General features: G+C 52.2%; 12 protein-coding genes. 2 read left to right on the top strand and 10 right to left on the bottom strand.

Annotation, left to right across the window (positions count from 1 at the left end):
• Nucleotides 1-148 precede the first annotated feature (148 nt).
• Nucleotides 149-1,954 (top strand): M48 family metalloprotease, encoded by a 1,806-nt coding sequence (locus tag ACNKIB_RS11800; RefSeq protein ID WP_417910760.1) that lies wholly within the window; start codon nucleotides 149-151, stop codon nucleotides 1,952-1,954.
• A gap of 63 nt (nucleotides 1,955-2,017) precedes the next feature.
• On the opposite strand, the gene ACNKIB_RS11795 is transcribed toward ACNKIB_RS11800, so the two are convergent.
• Nucleotides 2,018-2,179, bottom strand: a complete 162-nt coding sequence (locus ACNKIB_RS11795; RefSeq protein WP_417910759.1) for a hypothetical protein — start codon at nucleotides 2,177-2,179, stop codon at nucleotides 2,018-2,020.
• Nucleotides 2,180-2,545: 366 nt separating this feature from the next.
• Between ACNKIB_RS11795 and ACNKIB_RS11790 the strand changes: the two genes are divergently transcribed.
• On the top strand, nucleotides 2,546-2,890 hold the full coding sequence (locus ACNKIB_RS11790; RefSeq protein WP_417910758.1) for a hypothetical protein: 345 nt from the start codon (nucleotides 2,546-2,548) through the stop codon (nucleotides 2,888-2,890).
• Nucleotides 2,891-2,947: 57 nt separating this feature from the next.
• Here the strand turns inward: ACNKIB_RS11790 and ACNKIB_RS11785 are convergent, their stop codons facing one another.
• The 9 genes from ACNKIB_RS11785 to ACNKIB_RS11745 all read right to left on the bottom strand — a co-directional run bounded on the left by ACNKIB_RS11785 (nucleotide 2,948) and on the right by ACNKIB_RS11745 (nucleotide 18,015).
• Nucleotides 2,948-3,676 (bottom strand): ComF family protein, encoded by a 729-nt coding sequence (locus tag ACNKIB_RS11785; RefSeq protein WP_417910757.1) that lies wholly within the window; start codon nucleotides 3,674-3,676, stop codon nucleotides 2,948-2,950.
• Between the two features lie 6 nt (nucleotides 3,677-3,682).
• The gene (locus ACNKIB_RS11780; protein ID WP_417910756.1) at nucleotides 3,683-4,897 is read right to left on the bottom strand and encodes an NADP-dependent isocitrate dehydrogenase; all 1,215 of its coding nucleotides are present in this window, start codon (nucleotides 4,895-4,897) and stop codon (nucleotides 3,683-3,685) included.
• A gap of 417 nt (nucleotides 4,898-5,314) precedes the next feature.
• Entirely contained in the window at nucleotides 5,315-7,162 is a 1,848-nt protein-coding gene (gene asnB / locus ACNKIB_RS11775; RefSeq protein WP_417910755.1) for an asparagine synthase (glutamine-hydrolyzing), read from the bottom strand.
• A gap of 33 nt (nucleotides 7,163-7,195) precedes the next feature.
• Nucleotides 7,196-7,768, bottom strand: a complete 573-nt coding sequence (locus ACNKIB_RS11770) for a hypothetical protein (protein WP_417910754.1) — start codon at nucleotides 7,766-7,768, stop codon at nucleotides 7,196-7,198.
• Between the two features lie 60 nt (nucleotides 7,769-7,828).
• Nucleotides 7,829-8,533 (bottom strand): DUF533 domain-containing protein, encoded by a 705-nt coding sequence (locus ACNKIB_RS11765; RefSeq protein ID WP_417910753.1) that lies wholly within the window; start codon nucleotides 8,531-8,533, stop codon nucleotides 7,829-7,831.
• Between the two features lie 537 nt (nucleotides 8,534-9,070).
• On the bottom strand, nucleotides 9,071-11,002 hold the full coding sequence (locus ACNKIB_RS11760) for an aconitate hydratase (protein ID WP_417910762.1): 1,932 nt from the start codon (nucleotides 11,000-11,002) through the stop codon (nucleotides 9,071-9,073).
• A 455-nt stretch (nucleotides 11,003-11,457) separates the two neighbouring features.
• Nucleotides 11,458-13,935, bottom strand: a complete 2,478-nt coding sequence (locus tag ACNKIB_RS11755) for a fibronectin type III domain-containing protein (protein WP_417910752.1) — start codon at nucleotides 13,933-13,935, stop codon at nucleotides 11,458-11,460.
• Between the two features lie 225 nt (nucleotides 13,936-14,160).
• Nucleotides 14,161-16,746 carry a fibronectin type III domain-containing protein gene (locus tag ACNKIB_RS11750; RefSeq protein WP_417910751.1) on the bottom strand — a complete coding sequence of 862 codons (2,586 nt, stop codon included), beginning with the start codon at nucleotides 16,744-16,746 and terminating at the stop codon, nucleotides 14,161-14,163.
• A 720-nt stretch (nucleotides 16,747-17,466) separates the two neighbouring features.
• Nucleotides 17,467-18,015 (bottom strand): CvpA family protein, encoded by a 549-nt coding sequence (locus ACNKIB_RS11745; protein WP_417910750.1) that lies wholly within the window; start codon nucleotides 18,013-18,015, stop codon nucleotides 17,467-17,469.
• Nucleotides 18,016-18,031 lie beyond the last annotated feature (16 nt).

Genomic DNA, 18,031 nt, shown 5'->3' with positions numbered 1-18,031 from the left:
GTCCGCTCTCTGCGCCGCCATGCGCAAGCTCGTTCATCTCTGCTTCGGCGTGCTGAAAACACGCCTTCCTTACCAGCCAAATTATCCGCCGTCTTGCCTGGCAGGAGGTCTTTCCTCTTGACAGGCAAGACGGTATCTACGACTCATAATGGGTTACAGTAATCTGCTTTATTTTCTGGCGGTGATCTTTGTCCTCTCCGCTGCGCCTGCCCCAGCAGAGCCTTGGCTGCCAGCTTGGCTGCCTTTGCCGCTGTTTGCCCTGACCCTGCTCGCCTTTTACCAGCTGGCACGCCAGCAGTTCCAAGCTGCTTTTCGTCGAGGCGGGACAGCCGCCTATTTTGCCGCAGAAAGCAGGCTGTTGCTGCTCGCAGTGCTGCTCTTCATCGGTTCCGTGCTGGCCTTAGACCTCAAATACTACCTCCAGCCATTATCCTGGAACAATGCCCTGCCCACTTTGGCGCATTTGGGCGGCCTGCTTCTCTTTTTCCTCTTTCTCCTGCTGATCTGGCTGCGCGCCAGACCCGGCTACCAGCTGCTTTTTGGCGGTCGCCGCTCAGTTGCCGAGTTTGCCGTTGCCAGTTTGCGGAATAATCTGTCGCTGGTCCTGCCTTGGTTGGTGCTGTCACTGACCTTTGACCTCCTCCGTTTGCTGCCCTTTCCGGCTGTGCAGCAGATGCTGGCCTCAGCCTGGGGTGAAGTGCTATTTTTTCTCCTTTCGCTCTTCTTTCTCGCGCTGCTTTTCCCGCCTTTGATCAGCAAATTGTGGAATTGCACCCCGCTGGAGCCAGGGCCGCAGCAAGAAATGATCGAAACCTTCTGTCGCAGCCAGCACTTCTCCGCCCAAATCCTGAGTTGGCCGCTGTTGGAAGGCCGCGCTCTGACTGCGGCGGTGATGGGAATTACGCCAAAATTCCGCTATATCCTGCTCACCCCAGCCTTGCTCGCTGCGTTGGATCAGGAAGAGCTGGAGTCTGTACTCGCGCACGAAATTGGTCATGTGAAAAACGGCCATCTCCTGCTCTATCTTGTTCTCCTCTTCGGCTTTAGCCTGTTAGCCGAGGCTCTGACCAAACCGCTGCTGGCCTTGCTTCTCGGCAGCAGCTGGTTCTGGCAATTGCTGCTCTGGTCTGAGATGAGTGCCGAGCGTTTGCGGGAATATTTGTTCGGAGCAGCGATGCTCACCCTGTTTCTGCTCTATTTCCGCTTCCTTTTTGGCTGGTTCATCCGCAATTTTGAGCGCCAAGCTGATGTTCACGCCTTTCGAGCGCAAGGCAGCAGCTGGCCATTGTTCCGGGCATTCGATAAAATCGCCAGTCTGACCGGCATCAAGCGGGAGCAAAAGAATTGGCATCATTTTGGCATTGGTGAACGGATGGATTTCCTGGCCCGCTGCGCAAGCGATCCCCATTTAGCCGAACAACACGACCAAAAAGTGCGCCGTTGTCTGCTCGCTTATTTCCTTGGCATCGGTCTTGCGGTCTGGCTGCTGCCGCCCTTAGACACAGATCAGCTCCACCATCGCGCGCAGATGCAGCAGAAGGAGGTTTGGATCGAAAAAAAGCTGCGGGAAAAGCCCGGCAGCAGCGAGCTGCTCAAGTTGCGGGCGGATTTGCTCTTTGAAAAAGGGGAAGAAAAAAAGGCCTTGGCTGCCTATCAACTTGCCTTGCAAGCAGAACCCAAAGCCGCAGAGACGGCCAACAATCTGGCCTGGCTGTTACTCACCGCCAAAGACCAACGCCTGCGTGATCCGGCGAGAGCCTTGCAGCTGGCCCAGGCAGCGGTCAATGTGGAGGAGAAGGGCTATATTCTCGACACGCTGGCTGAAGCGTTATGGGCGGTTGGGAAGCAAGACGAGGCGGTGCAAACCGCTGGCAAGGCCGCAGAAATTGATCCAACCAACCGAGCCTACTATCAGGCCCAAGCAGAGAAATTTGCCAGCAAGCCAGGGCCGTAATTTTCTCTCCTTGAACAAAAAGAAAAGCTCCTGGCAAAGGATCTCTACCTGTTTGCCAAGGACTCAAAGGAGCTTGCACTCCTTTGTGGCCAAGCCAAACTCCTTTCCGGCTCGACAAGAGAAGGTTGTTGCTCGGCAACAAAAGGTTCTTGCCGAGTTCAACTCCTTTCCGGCCAAACAAAACTCCTTTGCAAGTCGGCCAAACTCCTCTTCTGCCGACTGCAACTCCTTTCCGGCTTGGCCAAACTCCTCTCCTGGCGAGTAAAACTCCTTGCTAAGTCGGCCAAACTTCTTTGTTAGTCGGCAAGAACCCTTTGTTTACCAGTGGATTTCCTCTCTGCCTTCTCCGTATTCTTCTTGAAAACAGCCTGTTAAGAGTCTACTTCATATTTACAGCAATAGGTGGAATATCATCTTGACATTTTCTTCATTTACGACAATGCAGACTACGGTTCCACGGTTAAATATTTCCTCCAGGAAAAATTTGACTCTGCTAAAAATTTGCTCTACTCTTAATTTTAGGAATAGTTATTATTCAAGCTCGTCGAGAGCCTGTTTTACTGATTAAAAAATTACACAGAGGGCAAAGCCATGAAGCATTCACTCGCCGCCTTATTCGTGTTCTTCGCTGTTCTTTTCATCTCATCTATTTCAACTGAGGCTTGCGACCTAAAAGCCTATGGCAAAACCGCTGAACAGGCTTTTCTCGCAGGAGTAGAGCGCGTTCAACTGGAGTCTAAAGGGCAAAACGGGCTTGATGCCAATCTGCAGATCCGTATTCTGCCAGTAAAAGAAAATGGCCTGTTTGTTGCTGAAGTGCATTCCTCTCGGCGCAGCGGTTTCTGCCGTCTGTATCACGTCATTAAACCTGCTGAAGAGACAGCAGACCTGGATATCCTGCCTCAATCTGACTGTCCAACAGTTCGTCCTATCTGAAGCCTTGCCAAGCGGTCGGTTGAATAGCTCTGGCCGCTTGTTGCGAGCGTTTTTTCTTCAGTGCACTGTCCTGGCTAGTGTAAAGGCCTCGATTCCAGCGGCTCCAGCTGCGGCCAAAACCTCAGCGCATTCGCGCAGAGTTGAGCCAGTCGTGAAAACATCATCCACCAACAGGACGCGCCTGCCTTTAACGGCCTGTGGATCACGCAGACTGAAGGCTCCAAGCAGGTTGCACCGCCGTTCTGCGCCATTCAGCTGGGTTTGCGGCACAGTGACTCGATGTCGTTGGAGCAAATCAGGCTGAATTTTCTTCTGCCAAACCGGAAAACAGGTCTTGGCTAAGAGCAATGATTGATTAAAACCGCGCCAACGCAGGCGACTGAGGTGGAGAGGGACTGGCACAAGCAGATCAGGCGCATGGAAGACAGTCGCAAGGTCAGCCGGTTCCACTAAAGCGGCCAAGGTGCTCAGTCCAGCCAGGCTGTTCCCGAATTTGAGTTGCAGGAGCAGCGAGCTAACAGGCTCTTGATAGACAAAAAGGGAGCGCGCCTGGTTAAAGGCGAAAGGTTGCTGCTGGCAAGTCAGGCAGAGACGATCTGCGCCGGAAGCAAAAGGCAAGCCACAGCAGGAACACAGCGGTGAAACGATTACGCACAGCTTGGCCTGGCAGTCCTTGCAGAGTAGAGGCGGGCGGCAAAGGCCGAGCTGCTTTTCGCAGCCCAAACAACGGGCCGGGAAAAGCAGCGCAGAGACAGCCTCCAGCAGTGCGTGCAGGGCTGTCTGCATGAGAACTCAGTGCATGGCCAGTCGCAGGTTCGCGGCGAGCTTGTTGAGGAACTCTTCGGTGGTGAGCCAGGGCTGGTCTTTGCTGATCAGCAGGGCCAAATCCTTGGTCATGAAGCCGGATTCCACCGTTTCCACGCAGACCCGCTCCAAAGTCTCGGCAAAACGCATCACCTCCGGGGTGGCATCGAATTTGCCCCGGTAATACAGGCCGCGTGTCCAGGCAAAGATGGAGGCAATCGGGTTGGTGGAGGTTTTATTGCCCTTCTGATGCTCGCGATAGTGGCGGGTAACGGTGCCATGTGCGGCCTCAGCCTCAATAGTCTGGCCGTCTTCGGTCATCAGCACCGAAGTCATCAAGCCCAGCGAGCCAAAGCCCTGCGCCACGGTGTCTGACTGCACGTCGCCGTCGTAATTCTTGCACGCCCAGACAAAACCACCCTCCCATTTCAAGGCCGCAGCGACCATATCGTCGATCAAACGATGTTCATAGGTGATACCAGCCTTGGCAAAGCGGTCGCTAAACTCCTGCGCAAAGACTTGCTGGAAGATATCCTTGAAGCGACCGTCGTATTTCTTGAGAATGGTGTTTTTGGTCGAGAGATACACCGGCCAACCTAGAGTCAAGCCGTAGTTCATGCAGGAGCGAGCGAATCCCCGGATCGACTCATCCAAGTTATACATCCCCAGAGCGCAGCCACTTCCGGGGAAATCGAAGACTTTGTATTCCACTGCCTGGCTACCGTCGGCAGGCTCGAAGCGCATCGTCAATTTACCCGCGCCAGGTACGAGGAAATCGGTGGCACGGTACTGATCGCCAAACGCATGGCGGCCAATCACGATGGGTTTTGTCCAGCCAGGTACTAAGCGCGGGATGTTCTGGCAGATAATCGGCTGGCGAAAGACTGTGCCGCCGATGATATTGCGGATAGTGCCGTTGGGCGACTTCCACATCTCCTTGAGACTGAATTCCTTGACCCTGGCCTCGTCTGGAGTGATCGTGGCACACTTTACACCCACGCCATGCTGCTTGATCGCTTGGGCTGCATCCACCGTGATCTGGTCGCTGGTCTCGTCACGCTTCTGGATAGAGAGGTCGTAGTAATGCAGATCCACATCAAGATAGGGCAGGATCAGTTTGTCTTTGATAAAGGCCCAGATAATCCGGGTCATCTCGTCGCCATCAATCTCCACCACAGGTTTTTTCACCTGAATTTTCGCCATGATTCCTCCGATAAGTACGTATAGTTATAAAAAGGCTTATGTGTTCGGGATTTAATCCGCCCGGTTCTCGATGAAGAGAAGGAGATCTTACTGATGGAGGAGAAAGGGCGTTTATTCATCAAATCTGGCTCGCCAAAACTCCTTTGCGGCTTAACAGGAGAGGAGTTCTGCCAAGCAAAACTCCTTTGCCAGTCGGCCAAACTCCTTTCTGGCCAAGCCGAACTCCTTTGTTGCTTACTTGGAAAGGAGTTCGACTCAACAAAACTCCTTTGCTACTCGGCAAGACTCCTCTTTGGCCAAGCAAGAACCTTTTGTTGCCGAGCCAAACTCCTTTCTTACTCGGCAGAACTCCTCTCTGGCCGACTAAAACTCCTTGGCAATCGAGTTGCTCTCGTTGCGTATTTCCTGCCTTTCCTCTCACAACCCGCTGCTCTTCCACAACAAGTAGATATAGAGCGACCAAAGTCGGTAGCCATGATCGCGCTCGCCCTGGCGATGCTGGCGCAGGAGGTTGAGGGCTTCTGCTGGGTTGATGGGGCCGCTGTCTTTGGCCAATAATTCCTCAAATTCCTGGCCCAATTCTTTGCGGAACCAGTCGTGAATCGGCACGCCAAAGCCCTGCTTGCGCCGATTCCAGATATTAGCGGGCAAAAGGTCGCTAAAAGCCTGGCGCAGCATCTTTTTACCGCTGAAACCTGAGCGGTGCCAGTGGCGCGGCAGGGAAAAAGCCAGTTCAACCACGTCGCGATCAAGAAAAGGGGCGCGGGTTTCCAAAGAACAGCCCATTGAAGCCCGATCTACCTTGACCAAAATATCTTGCGGCAAATAAATCAAGGCATCGGCATACATCATCTGCTGGATGTCGTCGCTGTTCTCTTGTCTGGGCAGGTTAGGCAAGGCTTTGCCCTGGCCAATTAGGCTGGGAAAGAGGCTGGCATACTGTTCGTGCGGATACAGCACCGGCGCAAAGTAGGGGGTTTCGTCCTCAATCCGGTTGATAATATCTTGTAAGAGATGCGCTTTTTTGATGATTGAGCGGCTATGATGAGCCATTGGCTCTGGCAGGCTACGAATGAGCTTTTCCGCGCTGCGCCGCAAGGTCTTGGGCAAATGCAGGTACCAACGGAGAATGGCGCGGGCCTGATACCGCTGATACCCGCTGAACAACTCGTCGCCACCGTCGCCAGACAGGGCCACTTTCACTTTGGAGGCGGCGAGCTGCGAGACCATAAAGGTGGGCAGGAGCGAGGAATCGGCAAAAGGCTGGCCCACATTGTGGAGAATCAGGCTGGTCAGCTGCGCCCGATCCCAGCTTTCCAAGACCCGCACGTGGTGATCAGTGCCGCGCTGCTTGGCAATCTGCTCGGCAAACTCGCGCTCATCGTAAGACCGCTCCTGAAAGCCGATGGTGAAGGTTTTGGGATGTACGCCCAGCTCGGCGCACATAATGGCGACCACCAACGAGGAATCAACCCCGCCAGAAAGAAAGGCCCCGACCTCCACATCCGCCACCATCCGCCGCTTCACTGCCCGAATCAGCTTGCTCCGCAGCTCTGCCACTGCGTCTTCTTTGCTCCCTTGAAAAGTGCGAATTTGCAGCGACCAATACGGCTGTTCAACGCAGTTTTTACCGGGTGCCCACTCGATCACATGGCCGGGCAGCAACTCGCACACGTTTTGATAGGCGGTGCTGCCGGGCAAATAGTAGCCATGCCGGAAAAAATCCGCGCTGGCCGCCAAATCTTCTGCCCAAGATTGCTGGGCAAGTCGCTTCAGGGCGGGCAGTTCTGAGGCACAAGCGAGAAAACTGCCGCTCGTCTGATAATAGAGCGGCTTCTTACCCATGCGGTCGCGGCAAAGGAGCAGGCGTTGCTCCTGCTTATCCCACAGGGCAAAGGCCCACATGCCTTCCATTCGGTCAATAAAGGCGGTACCGAATCTGATCAGCCCAGCCAGTAAGACCTCCGTGTCGCCATGCGTGTGAAACTGCCAGTGGGTCTGCAAATCAGGCCGCAGTTCTTGGTAATTGTAGATTTCACCGTTGAAGCTGAGGATGTAGCGGCCATCTGGACTGAGCATGGGTTGGATGCTGCCTGCTTGATCAATGATCGACAGGCGGCGATGGCCGCTGCTCACGCCTTGTCCTTGCCAGAGACCGTGGTCATCTGGGCCACGATGCTGCATGGCCTGCAAGGCGGCCTGCATTCTGGCCTGATGTTCGTCAGCAGAAAGGTGCTCGTCAAAAAGAAAGGCAATGCCGCACATAGGTCTCGATCAGAAAAGGGAAGGGGGCTGGTGCTAATAATAGGCAATGATGTTGCGATAGAAATCTTCCAGCGCAGTGCCCACGTCTTTCAGCTTGTTGTGGCATTCAACCAGGTTGATCGGCTTTTCATTGCGTTTGATCTGCTTGAGGACATAGCCAACCTCCTTGCCCAGGAGATAGAAGCGGCTGTGGACGGATGCGCTGTTCTTTACATCGCCTTTCAGGATGTCTTCATCACAGAATTGCTCTGCCACACTGGGGCTGAAAATCTGTTCCAGCAGCAAGCGGTTGATGTGCAGGTTGAAGTTCCAGTCTCTGACTACCTTGGTATATTCAGCATCCAGATTCTTGACCGACTCATAGTCGCTTTCATCGGCATATTTGTAGATCATGTTCGATAAAAAGAACCGCTGCTGGCAGAGGGCCATGATCTTTTTGATTTCCGTGCGCCGGTTCTCAATGGCTATTTTGTCCGCCTCAAATTTGGTCCGAGATTTCCAATCTAAATGATTGAACAGCACGGTTAAACCCGAACCCACTACGCCAGTCAGCACGATAGACACGACTGGCACAAGCAATTTTTCCTTCCAAGGCACCTCGCTCATCGCGCATCTCCCTTGCCAGTCGTTTCCGTCTGCGGCTGGCTGTAGTGTTTCTCGGTTGCGTTACCGCGTTTCTTCGATGAAACGGCGGATTTCCGCACTCAGCCCCAGTGCCGCGCCCAACTCATCCAGCCAGCGGCGTTCGCTCTCGGTGTCAAGCGTGATCGCGGACAGGGCAACCGCATATAAGGTCTGGGCCAGCCGGAGCTCACCGATGCCTTCGGTCAATTCAGCGATGCTGCGGGGATGATGCAGCTCTTCCAGGAGGAACATTTTCTCTTCCTGCGACAGCTCTGCGCCACGCAGGCGGTCGAGGATATTTTTTTCCTCCTCAGCATCCAGTGTGCCATCCGCATGAGCCGCGCCAATCATCACCCGGATCAGTCGGCAGGCCAATTCCTGATTGTTGCCTGAGGGCGCAGCGACTGGTGAGACTGTTGGCGCGACAGAAACTGGGCCGGAAGCAGGTAGTGGCGGGGGAGGAGGAGGCGTTGCCGCAGAGGGCACAGAGCCGCCCCAGTTTTGTGCTGGTGCTGATTGCTGCTGACCGCTGCTGCGGAAGATTTCATAGGCACCAACGCCGAGACCAATGGCGGTCATTAAGCCTTTACCGGAACTGAGCTGATTGGTCAGGCTGCCAAGTAGCGAACCTGCGCCTGTGCTTTCCTGGCGATAGCCACCAGGTTGTTTATGCCCTTTCTGAAATTGGCTGGAACCAGAACCCATTGCTTCTTGGAGCAGCTTGCCCAGCAGTTTCTCGATGTCCATCAAAGTTCTCCTGAAATAATCTGACTGTAAGAGAGGAAATTCCATACTTCTCTCAAATGCCCGCGCCTTTTTCTGGGAGCAAAACGAGACGCGTTTTTATCTCTCAAGCAAAGAATCACTGTACAAGAACGACCCAGGTTGTGCAAGAGAGCGGCCACAGATTTCAGGGGAGTGGAAAAGGAGCAGAACGGCTCCCAATAAAAAAACCGACTCTCCCAGTGAAGGAAGAGTCGGCCAAAAAAAGAAGAGATGAAGAACACCTTGGTATATGCAAGAGCTGTGCCAGTTTTGCAACAGACTGATTAAGTAAAATACCTAGCAGTGAAATCATGCAGTTGAGCCGCAGACGACATCACCCTACCCGGCAAGATTGCCCAGGATGAATACAATTTTCTTTACAGACAATGCAGCGTTTTTTCTGCTTTTCTCAAGAAGAGGCCGCTGGTCTGCGGCTTGCCGTGCCCAGCAGGGGCAATTCAATATTTAACGAGAAATATTATTTTTTTACTCCCTGCCGAGTCTTCCCTTGCGGGCCTTCTATCTTGCCCAGTTGAGCAAACCGCCAGCCGCGATAATCTCCCGATGTCGCTGGGATAACTCGCAGCGGGCCTGCACTTTCGTCCCACCAATCTCCACGGTCAGCATTTCTGCGCCGCTGAGGATGGCTGCGCGGATGTTAGGAATGACCATTTCCGCGCCCTGCTCGATGCGGTCGTAGTCTGCTGGATCTGCAAAGGTGAGCGGCACGATGCCAAAGTTGATCAAATTCGCCTTATGGATGCGGGCAAAGCTCTTCACTAACTTCACCTGCACACCAAGGTAGCGCGGAGCCAGAGCAGCGTGTTCGCGGCTGGAACCTTGGCCGTAGTTATCGCCGCCAACCACCGCGCCAGCGAAGCCTTCGGCCATCGTCTCCTGCATGGCGCGGGCAAAACCCTCGGTGATCTGCGAGAAGACGTATTCGCTGATGGCCGGGATGTTGCTGCGCAGGGGCAATATCTTTGCGCCTGCTGGCATGATGTGATCAGTGGTGATGTTATCGGCCAGTTTGAGGACAATCTTGCCGCGCCAGGTCTCTGGCAGCAGGGCAAAGTTCGGGAAAGGCGCGATATTCGGGCCGCGCACGATCTCCACCTTCGCGCTTTCCGCTTCTGGCAGGGGCGGTTCAATGCGTTCGTCGCCCGGCAGATAAGTTTCCGGCAAAGTAAAGGCCGGATATTCGCCTAACTCGCGCGGATCCGTGATCACACCTTTGATGGCTGAGGCCGCAGCGACTTCTGGGCTGCATAAATAGACTAAATCCCCCTGATTACCAGAGCGACCCGGGAAATTACGGGAGAAAGTCCGCAACGAGATCATGCCAGTGGGTGGTGCTTGGCCCATACCAATGCAACCAAGGCAGCCAGACTGGTGGATCCGCGCGCCAGCCTTGAGCAAAGGCAGTACGCCGCCCTGGGCAACCAGATTTTCCAGGGCCTGACGGCTGCCAGGGTTGACCTCAAAGCTGACATCTCGATGCACAACCTGGTCGGCCATGATTTTGGCGACTGCGGTTAAGTCGCGCAGGGAGGAATTGGTGCAGGAGCCGATCAGCACCTGGGCCACAGGCTTGCCAGCCACCTCGGCTACCTTGACCACGTTGTCTGGAGAGGATGGACAGGCGATCATAGGCTCTAAAGAGGAGAGATCAATCTCCAATACCTTGTCATATTCCGTGTCTGCGTCTGCGCGCAGTTCTTGCCACTGCTCGACTCGGCCTTGCGCTGCCAGATACTTGCGTGTTTGCTCGTCAGAAGGGAAGACTGAGGTGGTTGCCCCCAGTTCTGCGCCGAAATTGGTGATGGTGGCTCGGTCAGTCAGGCTTAATTCCGCCACACCAGGGCCGAAATACTCCATGATATAGCCTACACCTCCCTTGACCGTGAGTTGCCGCAGTACTTCCAGCAGTACATCGCGGGCTGCTACCCAAGGCCGCAGCTTGCCAGTCAGTTTAATGCCGTAAATCTTCGGCATGAGCAGGTAAAAAGGCTTGCCTGCCATAGCCATGGCCACATCAAGCCCGCCCGCACCGATGGCCAGCATTCCCAAACCGCCGCCAGTCGGGGTGTGCGAGTCTGAACCGAGCAACGTTTTCCCCGGAATGCCGAAGCGTTCCAAATGCACCTGATGGCAGATGCCGTTGCCGGGCGGCGAGTAGTGTAGGCCGAATTTGCGGGCCGTGCCTTGCAGGAAAACATGGTCGTCGGCGTTCTTGTAATCCGATTGCAGCATGTTGTGATCCACGTAGCTGACCGACAACTCGGTGCGCACGCGCGGAATACCGATGGCCTCGAACTCCAAATAGGCCATCGTGCCCGTAGCATCCTGCGTAAGCGTCTGATCAATGCGGATACCTATCTCCGCGCCCTTTTTTAGCTCGCCCTCAACCAAGTGCGCGGCGATGATCTTCTCTGCAACTGTTTGTCCCATCATTCAATCTCCTTAACCCAAGAAAATACTCAAGCGCGTAACGCGCGAATCTGCTGCGCCCATTAAAACTGATTAGCTCAAAAAAAGCCCAGAAAAAAACAGGAAGGTGGGAGGGGAGAGCGACACGGTTCCAAGTTGGTTACAACTCGTTTCTGCGCAAAAAGAGAAGGTTTTGGCTCGGTAACAAAAGGTTCTTGCTTGGCCGCAACATTCTCTTGCTTGACAACAAAATGTTGTGGCTCGGCAAAAGAAGGTTGTTGTTGAGCTATAACCTTCTTTGGCTTAACAACAAAAGGTTCTAGCTCGGCTAGAGAAGGTTGTTGCCAAGCAGCAGAAGGTTGTTACTCGGCCAAAACATTCTTCTGCTCAACAACAACTCTTCTTAGCTCGGCAGGAACTCCTTTGCACCCAGCAACAACCGGATCGTTGCTGGGCGCAGCCAGCTTCAAGTCGGTTTACTGGGGATTGTCGTCAATCCACTGCGTGATTGCCTGATATTTAGGCGCATCGAGCGGATTCTGCTTCGGTGAGAGCAAAATACCCCAGTAACCGTATTTGCTGTAATTCCCTGTAGCCGAGAAAGCACAGTACATATCGCCACCCAGATCCTTCCATTTGTTGAGATCCAGGGTATAGACCTCAGCCATCTCCGAGTTGAGGTTAGCATCAAGGAATTTCTGGTTTAAGGCAATGTCGTCAAAGGTGTTTGTATTGTCCTCGCAGACCCCACCAGTGAAATGCTGCCCCCCTTCATAGGCCACAACCAGCTTGCCTTTTGATTTGATGTAGTTAATACACGCTTCAGTGTTGACCCAAGACAAGGGCAGGGAAACTGTCTTGATGTCGTTGAAGAATTGGGCGAGGGTGGACGACTTGACCTGCTGATATTTGTCGCAAGCATACTCATGGCCGAAATAAGGAGCGATGGCCACTGCGTCGGCCTTGTTCATTGCATCGCCGTGTTCCAAGATTACCTCTGGCGTGCCTGGATTGCCTTGCTGCGCACCCAATGTTCTGACCAAACGAGCGGTTCCGCCAAAGACCGTCTCGAAGATATTGAAGATCTCCACTGAACGAAGCGAATACCACTGGAGTTGCGCCCGGAATTCATCAACCCCAACCAGTTCAGGATAGGTAGCTTTGCCGTTTTCCAAGCAGTACCAGGTCTGTTCAAAAATATAGTTCCAGCATTCGTTGGAATACTCGATATATATTTTCAAATCAGGGTTGAGGTTGTCTCTCAGGAGAGTAGCCATATTGGTGACGTAGGTATTAGAAGCCATGTGCGGCACGTTGATCCACGCATCTGCATGAAGCCGATTGCAGAGATCGACGATTAGCTCGAGGGGAATGCCGCTTTTAGTCGGAATCTCCGTGCCGTTCTGATCATTCCCATAGGTGTTGTAGGTGTACCAGGTGGGTGTTGTCCGATCTGACCAATTAACCTGGGTGGAATGGTTCGTGAGCATCCAGTCCATGAAGCGGAGGGTTTTAAATTTGTTCCAACGCTCCAAGATATAAGGCCGCCACGGGTTGTCCTGATAGTTTGTTTCGTATTCCAAAGGCAGGAGCCGGATGTTGCGGAGATAATTATTCGCAGTTGTGGCAGTAATATTGATTGAGCGGTTGCCTGGCTGGGAAGTGACGTTATAGACTATCCTGCCTGGGGTCTCGCTGACAAAAGACACACCAGGTCCTTCAAAAGCGATAGTACCTTGCCCTTCATACAACAGCACATATTGACCCATTTCATAGACCTCAGCTGGATTGTCACTGATCATCAGATAAGCGCGGGCGTTGGCGGCTCCATTCAGCGAGGTGATCCAACCATTGGCATCATACGAGAGCTGGGCTGGATGGAGTTGGTTAGGAATGGCATCTACAAGCCAAGGCCGGGCAGACTTGAACAGATCTTTAAAAGGCTGCTCGTCAGAATAATCTCTCAGGCCGCTAAGATTGATCCCCATCCGGGAATTGCTGTTGGGATGTGTCCCTGGTTCAGAAGTCGTGACATTCAGCGGCGCACTAGCTTCGGAAACATTGCTGGCGGCATCGCTGGCCTTCACAGTCATGGCATACGTAGTTGCGGGCGTTAAGCCACTAAGCTGCATGAAGGTGTTCGCTGTTTTACCCTTGGGAATGCCATCGGCAAAAACTTCATAGGCAACCACGCCAACATTGTCTGTGGAAGCAGTCCAGCTCAATTTAAAGCCAGTTGAGGAAATTGACGAGGAAGCGAGATTGGTTGGTGCGCTTGGAGCTTGCAGATCTGGGCCACTCACTGAGCCAAGTACGATGAGGTCTTTTTCATCTAAGCCAGGCAGCCGCTCACCAATGCCGACGGATTCCCATTCGTCGGTATGGCCATAAATATAAAGACGGAATTCCAGCGGAGCAGTAAGAGCGGCCATGCTACTTTTACTGCCAACTACCGTGATTCCTTTCAGGGAGATCGTATAGCTTTTTTCAGTTTTAATTACATGCAGCGGCTGATGAATTCCTGACGAGGTAAACTCCGTAAGCTGATTGCCTAGGGCAAATGGCTTCAGGCTGGAGAACAAGGCAAAGCTGCGCGTTTCGTTTTGACTCACTGGTCTGATTTTAACAGCTGTTATAGTGATGCTTTGTTCCTCTTCTGGTGTCAGGGTAAAGGAGATGTATTGATCCGCAGCGATTGCTTCGGCAAGGGTTGTTTTGGTTTGATTTCGTCCAACCAAGCCATTGTTCAAATCACCGACCGGCGTTAAGCCGCCACCAACAGCGGCAACAGCAGAAACGCCAGAGAAAACCGAGGCATCGACAGAGCTTTCTCCTCCTTTGCCAGTGAAATCCCAAGCAGCCAGGGTGGTTTGGCCGGTAACAATCGTCGGTGTAAACGAAAAAGCTGCAAGCAAGATAAGCAGCAAAGAACAGAGGGATGCCTTATTTTTCATGACGTTTCCTCCAGAGAGACGGATTATTCCTTATTGAGAAAGTATATTTTTATTATAAGATGGTGCCATATCCTTATGTCAAGGGAAACATTAACTGTGCCTAACTTTACTTTGTTTGAATGACTACCACAGAGAGTTTTACATTTATTGATCTGGATCAAAAATACGCTGAAAATAAAAAAGCCTGGATATCCTCCAGGCTTTTTCGCTAATTTTGAAAGAAAACTAGATCAGATTGTTGTCAATCCAATTTATAATCGCCTGATACTTCGGCGCAGTCGTTGGATTCTGCTTAGGATAGCGTAGAACTCCCCAGCAACCCCAGCGGGTGTATTCGCTGAACGAGGCGAAAGCGCAATACATCCCGCCACCCATGCTTCGCCATCTGTTCAGATCTGTTGTGTAGATACTGCCCATTTCTGGAGAGAGATTGGCATCAATAAATTTCTGGTTCAAGGCTGGAATATTTGCTGTATCCACGCCATTACAGAAGCCACCAGTGAAATGCTGCCCTCCTTCATAGGCCAGCATCGGTTTGCCCACGGAACTGGCGTAAGTTATACACTCTTGCACGCCCGCCCATGCGGTGGGTAAAGCAGAAGTTCTGATGTCATTGAAGAACTGGGCCAGTGTCCAGGAAATAACGTTCTGATGTTTATCGCAGGCATACTCATGGCCAAAGTACGGGGCAATAGCAAAGGCATCCACCTTGTTGCGCGCGTTCTCATGCTCGAACATCACCCGTAAGGCCCACGCATTACCCTGCTGGCCGCCCAGTACTCTGATCAGCCGCGAGGTGCCGCCGAATTCCCGCTCAAAGATATCGTAAATCTGCACGCAGCGGCGGGAGTACCAGCGGATATGCCGCTCGTAATCGTCGCCGATGTTCGGATAGGTCGTCCGTCCATTGTTCAGGCAGTAGCTTGCCTGCTGGAACATGTAGTTCCAACATTCATTCGAGTATTCAACATAGACCTTCAGGTCAGCAGTCAGCGAACTCCGCAAGAGCCGCGCCATTTGGGCGACATAATTATCATCTGCCTGATGAGGAACACAGATCCAGGCATCGGTGTGCAGCCTGTTGCAGAGATCAACGATCAACTCCAGGGGCACGCCGCTCCGATCATTATAGGTGTACCTCGATAGGGTCGTGCGTTGATTCCAAGTAATCTGCGTGGAATTGTTGGTGGCCATCCAGTCCATAAAGCGGATGGTTTTAAACTTGGTCCAGAGGCTGAGGTGATATGGTCGCCACGGATTGCTCTGGTAGTTTGACTCGTAGATCGCAGGGAGCAAGCGGATATTGCGGATGTAATTATTTGGAGTAACCGCTGTAATGTCAATCCAGCGGTTGCCTGGCTGCGGACTAACGTTATACACGTTCCGGCCCGGCGAGGTGCTGACCAGAGACACCCCTGCGCCTTCAAAGACAATCGTTCCCGCCCCTTCATAGAGCAACACATACTGACCCATCTCGTAAACTTCAGCGGGTGTATCACTGAGCATCACGTAAGCTCTGGCCCGCTGCACACCATTGAGGGAAGTGATCCAGCCGTTGGCATCAAGCTGCATTGGAGCAGTGTTGCCGTCGTTCCACGGCCTCGCTGTCTTGAAGAGGTCTTTGAAGGGCTGATCTGTGGTGTATTCATTCACGCTGGACAGATTGATGCCCATCCTTGATCTGCTGTTTGGATAGGTTCTGTTGTCTATCGGCAAGGTGGTGACGCCAATGGCCCCGCTTGCTGCGGAGATGTTGCCTGCCGCATCTCTTGCCCGCACGGTGACAGAATAGGTGGTGCTTGCAGTAAGTCCGGTGATGTTCAGTGTAGTCGTCGGGTGATTAACCGTGCCGCGTGACGTACTGCCAGTAAACACCTCATAGCTGACCACGCCGATATTGTCTGTCGAGGCATTCCAGCTCAGGGTAAAGCCGGTCGAGCTGATATTGGACGAGCGCAAGTTGGTCGGTACAGTCGGCGGTGTTGTTTCAGGAACTATGCTTTGATTCGTGGTGACAGATAAAGCCCCGCTTGCTGCCGAAGTATTGCCTGCTGCGTCTCTTGCCCGCACGGTCACGGAATAGGTGGTGTTCGCAGTAAGGCCGGTAATGTTCAGTGTAGTTGTTGGATGATTAACCGTGCCGCGTGATGTGCTGTCGGTAAACACCTCGTAGCTCCTGACTCCAACATTGTCTGTCGAGGGATTCCAGCTCACAGTGAAGCCTGTCGAGGTAATATTGGACGAGCGTAAGTTAGTCGGCGCAGTCGGTGCTTGCGTGTCTGGGGTGACAATACCAATATCACGGACTTCGCCAATAATCTGCAAGTCCTGCTCATTTACTCCAGCCTGCCGTTCGCCAATACCAACCGATTCCCATTCATCGGTATGGCCATAAATATAAAGTTTGAATTCAACAGCAGCAGTGACGTTGCTGATACCAGTAACTGGGATAGACTTTAATGGAAGAAAAATCTGTCCGGTGGTAAATGTTGTTACTTGTGTATTATTGACAAGCAGTACAAATGTTCTATTTCTATTTTGGCTTACTGGGCGGAGCTTTACTTCTGTTATCGTGATTGACTTGCCACTTGCTGGGGTTATCTTGAAAGAAAAATACTCGTTGTCTGTTTTTGCGTCAGTGATATTTATTTTTGTTTGTTTCCTGCCGGTTAGTCCATTCCCTAGATAATTAAAAGCAAGGAGACCGCTGCCTATTCCTGTTGTTCCAGAAACACCAGCTGCGTTTGTTGAAGCAGGAATAACAGCCTGTCCGCCTTTTCCCTTAAAATCCCAACCACATAATATAGCCATAATCAGTCACCCTGTTGCTGTTTAATGGAGATGTGAAATGCACCACTGAATTCATTAAACAGGGTGAATTTTTCTTTGTCAAGGTGGGCAAAAATTGTTTGCAAAGGAATGCTCGGAGAACGTCCTGCCCTGTGCTTCCGTATTTGGGTAAGGGCAAGGTTCACCTGCCTTGTGTCAAGCTTTTTCTGTGTTCCTGTATTTTTTGTCTGTCGGCAGCGGAGATACGCCCCGCTATAGATTTGATTTTCTTGAATAAAACACCGTTGTTCCTGCTACAGAGCAAGCCGAAAATGGTCTAATGCACACTGAAATTGCCCTAATTTCAATTTGAATCGCCCCGATTCCGATTGGAATTGAGACGATTCAAATTGGAATCGTCTTGTTTCCTGTTGAAATTGGTTCAATGTCAATCGGAATTGCCCCGATTCCAATTGACATTAGGCCATTTCCGATTGGAATTGCCTTAATTCCAATTAGAAACATGTCAATTCCGGTTAGAATCGTCTCAATTCCAATCGGAATCGGGGCGATTCAAATTGGAACCATGTCAATTCCGATTGACATTGGCACGATGTAAACGGCAAAAAAGCCGTTGATGGCCAACATTAACAAGATTTAAATGAAGCTTAACTTAGAGAAAACGAGGAACAAGGCGTTGCAGGAAGAAAAACTGCCGAGCAAGTCGAGGGAATTCCTAAGAAAATCGTTTTTGAGATAGGTTCAGATAAACACAATCACGATGATGGCGAAAGCTATCGCCACAGCAAAGTAAATTTCCGGTACGCCAAGCCAAGCAGGCGGCAGCCAAGTAATGAGTTTCAAAGCTGCGTCGCCTGCTGGGGTGCCAGGTTTGGGTGGGATCATATAGGATTCGGCAAAAGGATAGCCAGCCATGTGCAGATATGACCAGATGGTGCCTACAATGAGATAACCATTACAGGCACCGAGGATGGCCCCTAGCAACCAGTCTTGAAGGCGGTCGCGAGAGGTATTCAGTTTGACTCCGGCGAGCTTGTGCACAGTAGGGACGTGATAGCCAAACATAGCGAAGATGATGATTAGCAGTGACCACAGACAAAACTGCCCTGACGGATTGGCCGAGGAGAGTATTCGGGAAACAGGTCCCACATAGGTTTGGATGACCTGGATGATGAACAGAGCCAAGATGATGCTGAACACCACCAGCAGTTCCTTGCTCCAGCTCCGCATCGAGCCAACCAGTGCAAACAGCAAAATGAATATCCAAAAAATAACGCTGATGCTGATCATTGGCAGCCTCTCCCTA

Origin of the sequence: Candidatus Electronema sp. PJ (assembly GCF_048287395.1) — a bacterium.
Lineage (GTDB): Bacteria > Desulfobacterota > Desulfobulbia > Desulfobulbales > Desulfobulbaceae > Electronema.
This window is presented reverse-complemented; position numbering and strand designations above follow the sequence as displayed.